General features: G+C 59.7%; 9 protein-coding genes. All 9 read right to left on the bottom strand.

What is annotated here, in order from left to right; translation table 11 throughout:
- Window positions 1-891: 891 nt before the first annotated feature.
- The 9 genes from CKW20_RS25050 to CKW20_RS25010 all read right to left on the bottom strand — a co-directional run bounded on the left by CKW20_RS25050 (window position 892) and on the right by CKW20_RS25010 (window position 12,398).
- Window positions 892-1,635: an SDR family NAD(P)-dependent oxidoreductase gene (locus tag CKW20_RS25050; RefSeq protein WP_095055277.1), complete on the bottom strand. Its 744-nt coding sequence runs from the start codon at window positions 1,633-1,635 to the stop codon at window positions 892-894.
- A 115-nt stretch (window positions 1,636-1,750) separates the two neighbouring features.
- The gene (locus tag CKW20_RS25045) at window positions 1,751-2,278 is read right to left on the bottom strand and encodes a nitrous oxide reductase accessory protein NosL (protein WP_095055276.1); all 528 of its coding nucleotides are present in this window, start codon (window positions 2,276-2,278) and stop codon (window positions 1,751-1,753) included.
- A 31-nt stretch (window positions 2,279-2,309) separates the two neighbouring features.
- Window positions 2,310-3,140 (bottom strand): ABC transporter permease, encoded by an 831-nt coding sequence (locus CKW20_RS25040; RefSeq protein ID WP_030130697.1) that lies wholly within the window; start codon window positions 3,138-3,140, stop codon window positions 2,310-2,312.
- Complete coding sequence (locus CKW20_RS25035) at window positions 3,137-4,060, bottom strand: ABC transporter ATP-binding protein (RefSeq protein ID WP_095055275.1); 924 nt, start codon at window positions 4,058-4,060, stop codon at window positions 3,137-3,139. The genes CKW20_RS25040 and CKW20_RS25035 overlap by 4 nt, the downstream gene beginning before the upstream one ends.
- Window positions 4,057-5,349 carry a nitrous oxide reductase family maturation protein NosD gene (locus CKW20_RS25030; protein ID WP_095055274.1) on the bottom strand — a complete coding sequence of 431 codons (1,293 nt, stop codon included), beginning with the start codon at window positions 5,347-5,349 and terminating at the stop codon, window positions 4,057-4,059. The genes CKW20_RS25035 and CKW20_RS25030 overlap by 4 nt, the downstream gene beginning before the upstream one ends.
- Before the next feature lie 27 nt (window positions 5,350-5,376).
- Window positions 5,377-7,296 (bottom strand): TAT-dependent nitrous-oxide reductase, encoded by a 1,920-nt coding sequence (gene nosZ, locus CKW20_RS25025; protein WP_095055273.1) that lies wholly within the window; start codon window positions 7,294-7,296, stop codon window positions 5,377-5,379.
- Between the two features lie 55 nt (window positions 7,297-7,351).
- The gene (nosR, locus tag CKW20_RS25020; RefSeq protein ID WP_095055272.1) at window positions 7,352-9,532 is read right to left on the bottom strand and encodes a transcriptional regulator NosR; all 2,181 of its coding nucleotides are present in this window, start codon (window positions 9,530-9,532) and stop codon (window positions 7,352-7,354) included.
- Window positions 9,533-9,640: 108 nt separating this feature from the next.
- On the bottom strand, window positions 9,641-11,029 hold the full coding sequence (gene hemN / locus CKW20_RS25015) for an oxygen-independent coproporphyrinogen III oxidase (RefSeq protein ID WP_095055271.1): 1,389 nt from the start codon (window positions 11,027-11,029) through the stop codon (window positions 9,641-9,643).
- On the bottom strand, window positions 11,013-12,398 hold the full coding sequence (locus CKW20_RS25010; protein ID WP_095055270.1) for a coproporphyrinogen III oxidase: 1,386 nt from the start codon (window positions 12,396-12,398) through the stop codon (window positions 11,013-11,015). Before CKW20_RS25010 ends, hemN begins: the two co-directional genes overlap by 17 nt.
- Window positions 12,399-12,445 lie beyond the last annotated feature (47 nt).

The raw sequence follows: 12,445 nt of genomic DNA, 5'->3' as shown, positions 1-12,445 counted from the left end.
AAAGCATACGCGGCCCCAAAATTGCCAAGCCCAAGGAATGGCTGGAGGGAAAGGCTGCCAATGCTCATGTGTCGACCGACCGGGTGCTTAAGGCCCATAAAGGGAAAACACCTTGAAAGGGCTGGCTCTTACAGCGGGTTACTTGGAAAAGCGCCAAGTAACCAAGCGCTTTTGCCCCTTTCGTTCGGTGGCTCGCTAAGGCTCGCCATGCCCTCGCTCCGGTCCTGCTCCGTGGGCCCGCCGCCATCGGCCATCCATGGCCGGGGGCGGCTAACCCGGCATCCATGCCGGGTTGCCCACTGCGCAGAACCTCCTCTCGGCCTCTCGAGGGGGCGTGCACCGCAACAGCACCGCGAGGCGGCCTACCGGCCGGCCTTATTTCGGGTTGTGTACACCCTGATGATCGTTCCCACGCTCCGCGTGGGAATGCATCCCGTGACGCTCTGCGTCACCATTGCGCAGGACTCAAGCCTTACGTCGACAGCGGAACGCGGAGCGTCCCCGGCGGCATTCCCACGCGGAGCGTGGGAACGATCAGAGTGAGAACGGCTCCTGTTGCTTTGCTTTGCTTTGGCTTTTGATTTTGATCTTGACCTGCCCCGTCGGAAGGCCGAACGCAGGTTCTGCGCAGTGGGCACCGCGGCAAGGATGCCGCGATAGCCGCCCCCGGCCATGGATGGCCGATGGCGGCGGGCCCACGGAGCAGGACCGGAGTGAGGGCATGGCGAGCCTAGGCGAGCCACCATACGTCAGGGGCGAAAGCGTTTGGTTACTTTGCGCTTTTCAAAGTAACCCGCCGTAAGGGCGGAACCCTAAGCCGCCGTTACCGCAGAAACGGATATGTACTCGATCAACAAACCACCGACCGCCTTTGCAAGCAGGCTTCACCCGTCAGCCCAACGTGTACCCATTATCAACCTTCCAATCCTGCCCATAGACACCCCGGGCGCCTTGGGACAGTTGAAAAATAATCACATTGGCCACCGCCGACGCATCGAGAAAATGCCCCGGCAGCAGCCGCTTGCCAAGGGTATCAGCGACGTCATCGAGTTCCCCATCGCTCAACCCCAGGTTGTCCCACATCGAGGTCGCGGTCGGCCCCGGCGAAACAAGGTTGATGCGCACGTCATAACGCGCAAACTCCACCGCCAATGTACGCGCCTGAGCCGCCAGCGCGGCCTTGCTGGCGATGCAGGCAGCCAGACCGGGAAAGCTCGAACCGGTCAGAAAACTACCGACAAACACCACCGAAGCCGGGTTCGCCAACTCACCGCGCAACGCCGCCAGGGTGTTCAACGCCCCGGCACCGTTGACCGCCCATTGGCGCTGGAAGGCCGGCATGTCCAGGCTATCGGCCATTTCGGCAATGCCTGCGTTGGGCACCAGATAATCCACCGGTCCCAGCGCCGCAGCCCGGCGGGCCAACTCGTAAAGGTCGTCCTGGCAGGTGACGTCCCCGGCGCACCATTGCAGCCGTTCACCGTAGATCTGTTGCAAGGCCGGCAATTCACCGACAGTGCGTGACATCGCCAGCACCTTGACCCCACGAGGCAACAGCGCGGCGCACAACGCCAGGCCAATCCCGGAGCTGGCACCGGTGATCACCGCCAGACGATCCTGAAACTCGGTTTGCATCATGTTCTCCTGGGCATCGTTAATGCCAAGCACTGGGGACGTTGTGAGCCCCTATCTTTGAACAGACGCAAAAATACCGACTTGACGGCGATCACTTTTCTCGATGGCTCGCCGATCAATGAGTCGAGTGCGACATCGCTGGCTGCTGCTGAAGCACCGCCTGATCGATCTCGCTGAACCGCAGCACACGACCGCCCTGATCGGCGGCCAGTTTTTCCGCAGCCTGCTGACTGGAGAAGGACGCCAACACCACACCCATTGCCCCCTTGAGTTGGGTGCCGACCACGTAAAACGCATCCTTGGCATCGATCAGATGCGAATCATTGGGGGCGTTCCACGGACTGCGGCCCATGTCGTGGACATACAACCGGGCCTCGCCATGATGATTTTCCGGTTGCAGCCACCAACCGATCATCTCCGCCGTGGAGCAGAATTTCTTGATGCCGCTGCGCTCGACCACTTCGCCCTTGGGCCCGGGGAAGCCGTCGATGATCATGCCGCAAACATGGCATTCATCACTGGGATGAAAAGCAGAAGCGGCATCGCTGTAGGTGGCTTGCACCGGTTTGTCACAGGCCGCCAGCAACAGACAGACCATCAGGCCCGCCACGGCGCGTACCGTCGTCGAATAAAGAGTGCTCATCGTCAGATGCTCCAAAAAACAAGGTGTGAATTCATGTCGCCCGTCGACGGAACAGCAACCAGGCCAAGCCCAAAGGCACCGCCACCCACAGCAACAGGCACAACCAGAGCATCGAGCCCGGTACAGGCAAATCGCTGCCCAGGGTCAGCACGCCAGCACTGCCGGCGCCGGGTTCGAAACCGGAGAGATTGATCAGGCGATAGATGTCGGCGGGGTTGAGCAGCAGTAACCAGGGCAGCACCTTCGGGTTGAACTGCCCTTCGCTGAGCACCAGCAATGCCAGCAGCGCCAGGTCGAACACCAACACGAAGAAGAACCACACCCCCAGCGCCAGCCCGGCGGCGGTGGATTTCTCGGCGGACACACTGCTCAGCACATACGCCAGCCCTAGAAAGCCCCAGCCCAGTAACGTCGACGACAGCATGAATCGTCCAAACGCCCAGAGCAGCAGGTTCAGTTCGACGTCCTCCACCAGCACCGCAATTGCGAGCATCGCGCAGCCGAAACCGATGAGGGTCGCCAGGGCCAGGATCAATCCATGGCCGACGAATTTGCCGAGCAGGATGTGCCCGCGCCCCAGCGGATAGGTCAGCAACAGCAGCAACGTGCCGCTTTCGTCTTCGCCGACAATCGCGTCATAGGCCAGCAGCAAGGCAATCAGCGGCATCAGGAATGTCGCCAGACTGGCCAGGCTAGCGATGGTGGCGGGCACCGAGGTGAAGCCCAATTGCCCGGAAGCCGCCGCACCCAACCAGGCGATGCCGGTCGCCAACACGGCGAACAGCAGGCTAATCGCCAACAACCAGCGGTTGCGCAAACCGTCATTGAATTCCTTGCGGGCCATGTTCCAGATCGGGTTCATACGGTCTCTCCACTGGGGGTCGCGCCGGCCCGGCCCATGTAATAGCGGTAGATGTCCTCCAGGGACGGCGGGTCGATTTCCACATCAGCTGGCTCGTGTTCATTAAGCAGTTCGCGCAACAGGTCCAATTTGTTGCCATTGAGCGCAGCCACTTCAAGGCCCTCCACGCCCCAGCGCTGGGTGACGTGCCCGGCGTTGTTCCAGGATCGCTGCAACGGCCCGGCGTGCTTGAGCCCGTTGGCGCGAATCAGCGTCGCCAACCCGGCTTCCTCGCGCAAACTGCGCAGACTGCCGAGGGCCAGCAGGCGCCCCTGGGTCAGAATCGCGGCACGGTTGATGTGCGCCTCGACGCCCGGCAATACGTGGGAACAGAGAATGATGCTGGTGCCCTGTCTGCGCAGCCGGTCGAGTAACCGATACAGGTCTTGTGTGGCGATGGGATCGAGGCCGACGGTCGGCTCGTCGAGCAGCAATAAACGCGGTTCGCCGAGCAAGGCTTGCGCCAGTCCCAGTCGCTGGCGCATGCCCTTGGAGTAGGTTTTGACCCGTCGATGCGCCGCGTTCGCCAGGCCGACTTCCTCCAGCAGCACGTCCACCTGCGCGGGCGCTGCACCTTTGAGTCGGGCAAAATGATGCAAGGTCTCCAAGCCGCTCATCTGCGGATAGAAGGTCACGTTCTCCGGCAAATAGCCGAGCAGACGCCGAACCTGCGGATCACTGGGCAATCGGCCGAACACCCGGACCAGCCCTTCGCTGGCCTGGAGCAGACCGAGCACCAGTTTCATGCTGGTGGTCTTGCCCGCGCCGTTGTGCCCGAACAAGCCCAGCACTTCGCCTTCGCCCAGACTCAGGTTCAATTGATGCAACACCGTGGTGTGCCCATAGCGTTGGCTGACGCCTTCCATGTCGATGACGTTCATGCGGTGGGCTCCTGGGTCAGGGGTCGTGTGGTGGGATTCATCAGCGGATGGCTGTCCAGGACGCCCGGCGATTTCATCACCGGAAACGCCCGTTGCACCCACCGCAGCAATTCGATCCCGGGGCTGTTCATCAACAGCCGCACTTGCGGGTACAGCCACAGCAAGCGGTCGACGTTGTCGTTGGGTTCGTAGGCGATATCGCCCAGGCCATCGTTGTTGCGATCCCAGCCCAGGTAATCGCTCCAGTAATTGCCCCGGCCATCCGCCGACCATTCCTGCAAGCGGGTGGCGACGTATTTGACCTGCCGTTGGTTGCCGACAAAGGCGTTGTCGGCGATGCGGTTGTCTTCAGAACCAGCGGTGAGGTGAATGCCCACGGCACTGTGCTCGAAGTGGTTGTGTTCGATGCGGTTGAACAGCGAGTTGTAGATGAACAACGCCTTGCCTTCGGCGCCGCTGATCATGCTGTCGCCGGTCGAGCCATCGCGCACATCAGTGACGAAGTTGTCGCGCAAGGTTGAATAGGTGATGTAGTTCATCAGGATGCCGTAGTTCTGATCCTGTTCGGAGCGGTTGCCGATCACCGTGAGCTTGCGGCTTTGCATCAAGGCGTAGCCGGTGCGGGTGCGGCGGGTGGTGTTGCCGATCAACCGGTTGTCGTTGGCGAACATGTAATGCACGCCGTAACGCAGGTCTTCCAGGGTATTGCCCTGCAGCAGGTTGCCGTTGGAGGTATCGATGTAGATACCATCGCGGGTGTCGCGCACCTGGTTGCCGATGACTCTGGCGCCATGCACCGCATACAGATGAATACCGTTGCCGCGATCCTGGGAGCGCAGCGCCGGATCCCCCTGGATGCGGTTGTCGATCAGGCTCGCATCCTGCGTCCCGTCGACCCAGATACCGAAACCCTGGCCCTGCATGCGATTGCCTTTGATCACCGCGCCACGGGCCTTGGGCTGGAGGAACACCGCCGCATTCATGGCCGTGAGGTCGCGCCCCCAATCCAGAAAGGTACAGCCCTCAATCCGGACATCGGGCGCGCTGACAATCACGCCGTTGCCCTGCCCTTGCGCCTGAAACACCGCGCCGGGCTCGCAGACAATCTGCATCGGTTGGTCGACGCTGAACGAACCACGGTACTCGCCCGCCGGCAAGTGCCAGCGTTGTTCAGCGTCAAGCCACAACGGCAACGTGGTGATCGGTTGCACCGCCGCCAGTGCGCCGCCTGACATCAACAGGAGCACAAGGGCAATGACCTTCACCGGGTTTTCCTTGATATCGGTCATCGGCCCGCTCCTGTCGAATGCCAACTGTCAAGCCCGCTCGACCTTCATGCGGCCGACCATTTCCATGTGCAGCGCATGGCAGAACCAGCTGCAGTAGTACCAATGCAGGCCGGCCTTGTCGGCGGTAAAGGTGATGGACGAGGTTTGCTGCGGGCTGATCTCCATGCTGGCGCCATGGTTGGTCATCACGAAACCGTGGGTCACGTCTTCAATCTGGTCGATGTTGGTGATGATCACGGTGACCTCGTTGCCCTGCTTGACGGTGAACTCGGTCAGCCCATAGGCCGGAGCCATGGAGGTCATGTAGACCCGCACATGATTGCCGTCGCGGATGACCTTGTTGTCGGTCTCCAGGTTGATGCCGTCTTTCTTGGCCAGCTCCACAGTGGCGGCGAAAAACGGGTCGTTGCGGTTCCAGATTTTTTGGGTCTTGATCTGATCCCGGCGCGCCAGGATGCAATCGTGAGGTTCGGCAAACGCAGGGCCGTCATGCACCAGCTTCATCTCTTCGCCGGAAATATCGATCAACTGGTCATTTTCCGGGTGCAGCGGCCCGGTCGGCAGGAAGCGGTCCTTGGAGAATTTGCACAACACCACCAGCCACTTGCCATCCGCTTCACTGGTTTCGGTCAGCGAGGCATGGTTATGGCCAGGCTGGTACTGCACGTCGAGCTTTTGCTTGATGTAATTGACCTTCTCACCCTTGTAGGCACGTATCGCTTCCTCCATGTTCCACTTCACCACCTGACTGTCGATAAACAGCGTGGTGTAAGCGTTGCCGCGACCGTCGAAGGTGGTGTGCAACGGGCCCAGGCCCAGTTCCGGCTCGGCGACGATGACCTCGCGCGGGTCCTTGAATTTATCGGCGAACAAGTCGTCCAGCCGGTCGATGGCAATCATCGATACCGTTGGCGACAGCTTGCCGTTGGCAATGAAGTACTTGCCATCGGATGAGGTGTTGAGGCCATGGGGGTTCTTTGGCACCGGGATATAGCGAGTGAATTCGGAGTCCTTGCCATCGGTTTTACGACCGTCGACCACCGGCACTTTCGAGTCTTCCAGGGTGATGAACTTGCCGGCCTTGATCGCGGCCTCGATGCGCGGGATGTTGAACACCACGACCCAGTCGCGTTCGTTGCGCATCATGCCGCCAAGGTCGTAAGCCTTCTCCGAGTTGTAGCAAGTGGACGCGGCGTACTTGCCGGTGTAATCGGCGTCGGAGTTGTCCAGGTTGCCGTCGACAATCACCTGGAAAGCCATCTCCATTTTCTCGGCATCGATGGCGTTGAACATGGTGAAGCTGTTCTTGTCTTGCAGGTCGAAGGTGCGGCCGTCATTGGGGTGCGGAATGACGAATTCGGCATTGGCGAACACGTACTTGGTGTAGGGCACTTTTTGCAGACGCAGGCCGTGAATGGCTTGCACGTTCGGCACCGTGAGGATCTTGTCGCACTTCATGATGTCCAGGCGGATGCGCGCAACCCGGGAGTTGGCCTTGTCGTTGATGAACAGGTACTTGCCGTCGTACTTGCCATCGGTCATGGAGATGTGCGGGTGATGGCAATCGCCGTTCTGGAACTTTGCACTGTCGCCCAGAATCCGCTTGCTTTCGTTGGTCAGGCCCCAACCGGTGGCCGAGTCGACGTTGAACACCGGAATACGCATCAACTCACGCATCGACGGTACGCCCAGTACCCGCACTTCGCCCTGATGACCACCGCTCCAGAAGCCGTAGTATTCGTCCAGCTCACCGGGGCCGACATGGCTTTTCGCCTGCGCATCCTTGACCGCAGCCGCCCAGGACTCACGGCTGAACACCGCGCCGCCGAGGGTCGTGGCCCCCGCCAGCACCGCACCGGTGACGGCACTGCTGCCCAGAAAGCCGCGACGACTGAGTCCCGCGTGTTCTTCTTCCGGCATGGCTTTTTTGGATTCTGTGTCAGTCATGTTGCGTACTCCTTGAAGAGATAAAACGGTCACTGCGGACGTGCGTTCGCGAGCTTCATTCAGTAGCCGGAACTTCCACGACAGGTATCAGTTGCACCGCTACGGGTGCCGGTTTGCCGCGCTTCTTTCGCTTGTTGATCAACGGCGGACATTTGTCTTCGTTGTGGTAGGTCATCTGGCAATCGAGGCAGTAGTGGCACTCGTTGGCATTGATCCGGCCATCGGGGTGAATCGCCTGGATCTCGCATTCCTTGGCGCACAACTGGCAGGGGCTGCCGCATTCCTTGCGGCGTTTGAGCCAGTCGAACAGGCGCAATTTGGTCGGGATTGCCAGCGCCGCACCCAACGGACAGATGTAGCGGCAATAGACTTTGCGCGTGAAAAGATTGATCACCAGCAGCGCCACCGCGTAGAGCACGAACCACCACTGGCGGTCGAACTTGAGGGTGATGGCGGTTTTGAAAGGTTCCACCTCGGCGAACAGCTCGGCGGTGGACATCGATTCCAGGGAGATGCCGAAGAGCAAAAGCAAGATGATGTATTTGATCGCCCACAGCCGCTCATGCACCGCAAAAGGCAATTCGTACTGGGGAATTTTCAACTTGCGCGCGGCTTCGTTGATCAACTCTTGCAAGGCACCAAACGGGCACAGCCAGCCGCAGAACACCCCACGGCCCCACAGCAGGATGCTCGCGGCGGTGAAGACCCAGAGCATGAAGATCAGCGGATCGGTGAGAAACAGCTCCCAGCGAAAATGCTCGAACAGCGCATGCACAAAGGTCAGGACATTGACCACCGACAATTGCCCCAAGGCATACCAGCCCAGAAAGACCACAGTAAAGAGCAAGTAACCACGACGCAGCCAGTGCAGAAAGCGTGGCCGGCGGGTGAGTTTGTCTTGCAGGAACAGGATGGCCGTCAGCAGCAACAACGCGCTCGCGAGGACGGCGATCTGGAAGTATTTCTGGTACCAGATGTTCAACCACATCGGCCGGCTGGCTTCCTCGATGGCCGCCTGTTCTTCGGCACTGGGCGCGGGGCGTTCAAGGTAGGGCTCGGGCAGTTGATAAGGCAGTTCGAAGCTGCTGAAGGTGCCACTGACCGGTCCCGTCTGACGCCGCACCAGGAGCTCCAGGGACCAGGGCGATCCCGGGTCGAACCCCGCCGGTTTGCGCACAATGAACACCGACATTTCATTGAACTCGGGCATGCCCTCGGCAAACACGTCGGTGAGCCGCTGATGGTCCATGTCGCGAAAGCTGATGACGTTGCCGAACTGGCGCAATTGCACCCGATCGAAAATCCCGCCGCGCACATAACCCGAGCCTTTATAGGAAAACAGCCCACGACCCAGCACCACGATGGCCTGCTCGCCGGGTTTGAGTTCCTGCATAAGGAAGCGATATTGATTGTCGCCCAGCAGCGCGCGGCCAATGGTCGGTGGGTTCAAGTCGGCGGTGTACAGCTCGATAAAGGTGTCATCGACTTGATCCGGGCCGGCGTTGTCGACGCCTTCGGCTTCGGTGCCCTTGAAGGCTGCATCGACTTGTCCACGGGTCAGGTTCAACCGGCGAATGGCGCCGTTACCGGTCAGTTGCTCCCAGGTGGCGGGCTCGAAAAAGTCCTGGCGCACGATGGCGGGCTTGTTCACCACCCCACCCCTGTCCTCGATCAGCTTCAGCGATACGGCCACTTCATGGGCGGCACGCATGATGACCTCATTGACCACCATGGCGGTGACGGTTGCGCCAGCGATGGCATCCACGGTGACCGCGCTCGGGTCGCTGGAATGGCCGACGACTACCCGCTGGCTGACATTGATTCCTTTGTATCGGGCGCTGAAACCGTGGAGTTTTTCCTCGGGGATGCCGATCAGCAGAATCGGTTCGTGGTGCTCCAGCACATAGGCGTCCTGAATCACCCCGGCGGTGTCGAGGATCACCTGGGTGTTGATGGGTTTGCCCGAGTAGGCCGGAATATCCACCACATCCAGGCTCTGGAACACATACCCGATGACCTTGCCGGCGGCGGACAGCGTGCGCACCTTGAACTTGCCTTCAGCTGCGGACACCGAATCGGTTTGCGGGAAGACCTTCTCGATGCGCTGCTGCTCGAGGTCGCCGTATGACTTGGCCTGCACCGTCGCGAATGCTGCGATCATCAGCAAGACCATCACCACCAGCCCGACGCTCCAGATGCGCAGGTTGCCATGTGTCGAAGGCTGATGGATTGTCATGAATTCGCTGATTTCAAGGGGCTTGCGGCCATGTTAGGGAGCGTTGCGCGCGCTGCCCTTGATTGAAATCAACTCGATAAAATTCCTTGCGCCAGAGCGCCCGAAGCCTCAAACGGTGCGAGAAAACCGGCCTTTTTGCTGTTCGCCCAAGTAAGCATCAAAAGCCATCGCGGCACTGCGCATCATCAAATGTCCTTGCGGCAACAGCACCAACTCGTCGCTGTGAATCTGCAGGAGTCCGTCACGCACCTGCTCGTCCAGTTGCGCCAGCGCATCGGCAAAATACTCGGTGAAGCAAATGCCATGACCCGCTTCGAACTTGGCGAAATCGATCCGCCCGTGGCACATCAGGTCGCTGATCACATCACGGCGCAGCAAGTCGTCGGCGCTCAAACGGTACCCTCGATGCACCGGCAACAAACCTTGATCGATACGGGCGTAGTACTGCGAAAGCTCCTTGACGCTCTGGCTATAGCTGTCGCCGACCTTGCCGATCGAAGACACCCCAAGGCCGATCAAGTCGCAATCGGCATGGGTCGAATAACCCTGAAAATTGCGTTGCAAAGTGCCATGGGTGCGGGCCAGCGCCAGTTCGTCGTCCGGCAAGGCGAAGTGATCCATGCCGATATAGACATAACCGGCCTCGGTCAGACGGCGGATGGTCAACTCGAGCAACTCCAGCTTGCGCTCCGGTGGCGGCATGTCTGCCGGACGAATCAGCCGCTGCGCGCGCACCAGCTCCGGTAAATGGGCGTAGCTGTAGGCGGCAATCCGGTCCGGACGCAGGGCGATGATTTTGCCGAGGGTGACGTCGAAACTGTTCACGGTTTGCAGTGGCAGGCCGTAAATCAAATCGACGCTGATCGACTTGAATTGCGCTCCGCGCGCCGCCGCGACCAGCGCATAGATTTGCTCTTCGCTTTGTTGCCGATTGACCGCGGCCTGGACGTCGGGATCGAAGTCCTGCACGCCGAAGCTCAGACGATTGAACCCCAGTTGGCGCAGCGACTGGATCTGCTCGGTGCTGATGGTGCGCGGATCGACCTCGATGGAAAACTCATGGTCATCACTGTCGTCCATGTCGAATGCCTGGTGCAGGCAGTCCATCAGGTCCGCCAACTGTTCACGGGTCAAATACGTCGGGGTGCCCCCGCCCAGATGCAGCTGCGTGAGTTTGCGTGTGCTGTCGAACAAGGCCGCCTGCATGGCGATCTCGCGCTTCAGGTACGTCAGGTATTCGACAGCCCGATGGGTTTTCCGGGTAATGATTTTGTTGCAGGCGCAGTAGTAACAAAGGCTCTTGCAGAACGGGATGTGGATGTACACCGACAACGGCTTGGGCACCGTCGCCAGGTTACTGTCGGAGGCGGCACGCTGATAATCATCGACGGCGAATGCCTGATGAAACTGCGGCGCGGTCGGGTAAGAGGTATAGCGCGGCCCCGGCAGGTCATACTTTTCGACCAGGGCGCGATTGAAATCAAATGAAGTTGTCATGATCAATCCATTCGCAATGGGGTTCATGCCCCGCACCGCCCGAATCCTTTTCAAACAGGTTGCAGATGGCATCCACGTGCGGCCGACCGGCCGGAAGAATACTAATGAAACGGTCAGACAGTTCGATCAATCCGTCACGGCTCAATTGCTCCAGCACAGGCCAGGCGGTGAAAAAGTACTGGCGAAAAATGAGTCCATGACGCGTCTCGATTGCCTGGACATCCAGTTCCAGATCACACGCCAGGCGTTCCATGACCCTGTGCCTGACCTGATTCCCTGCCTCACAGCGCCAGCCACGACTCGTCGGCAGTTGGTTCATGTCCAGTTGCTGCTGGTACCGCTCCAATTCGTCGGTGTTTTGCGCATACAAACCGTCGATCTGACTGACAGCGCCCAAACCGAGCCCGATATGGTCGCAATGTCCGTGACGGGTAAACCCCTCACAATTGCGACTTAACCGGCCGCGCTCCTGAGCAATCGCCAAATCGTCATCGGGCCGGACAAACTGCCCCAGGCCAATGTAGTGATAACCAGCGTCGATCAACTGTTCAAAGCAGATCCGGCGCATGGTGCTTCTATCTTCCTCGCTGCAAAACGCCCTGATGTTGTCTGCGGCCTTTGGCCGATAGCGTTGAGGTGGCCGGGCATAATCAAACACCAGCAGCCGGTCCGGCTCCAGTTCGATGATGGTTGCCAATTTCAGTGCGAAACTTTCTGGCGTCTGCCAAGCATGGCCATAACCCAGATCGACATTGATGGATCGATAGCCGAAGGTACGAGCGGCATCGATAAGCGAATGGATCGGTGCCGGGTTCTGGTAGCAGGTCAGCGACATCGCGCTGTCGGCACCAATGTCCGGAACGCCGATGCTGACATGGTTGAACTCCAGGTCACGTAGCATACCCATGGTCGCCCAATCCGTATGGTGAAGGTCCACTTGTATGCTGTAGTCACCGCACTCATGTCCAAGAAAGTTGAATCGGCCACGAAGGTGATTCATCAGCCGTCTCAGGTGGGCGATGGCGGGTGTTCCGCCCCCCAGATGGAACTGCTCGACCCGCTGCCCGGTTCCCAGATGACAACCGACAAGGTCGATCTCATGTTGCAGACGCTGAAGATAGTGTTCGACAACACTGTGCTCGCTTGAAGCTTCGCGAGGGGACCACAAGGCAGGCTTAAGGTTAGAAGGCAGTTGCACGTTCAGCGATAACGGACGGCACTTCTGACGGCTGACGCGCAATGCACGAAGCAAATCCAGAGAGCCGATGCCGCCATGAAATTTTTCAGTGTCGACATGGCAGTTGGGGTCGAGCGCGCCTTGATCGCGCCGGACGTTCGGCTCACCGGGGCCGTGAAATAAATTGAGCATAACGAGTCTCCGAGACTGGCTGCGGACCGCCAGTGTCGGAGTCTGGC

Origin of the sequence: Pseudomonas sp. Irchel s3b2 (assembly GCF_900187445.1) — a bacterium.
Lineage (GTDB): Bacteria > Pseudomonadota > Gammaproteobacteria > Pseudomonadales > Pseudomonadaceae > Aquipseudomonas.
This window is presented reverse-complemented; position numbering and strand designations above follow the sequence as displayed.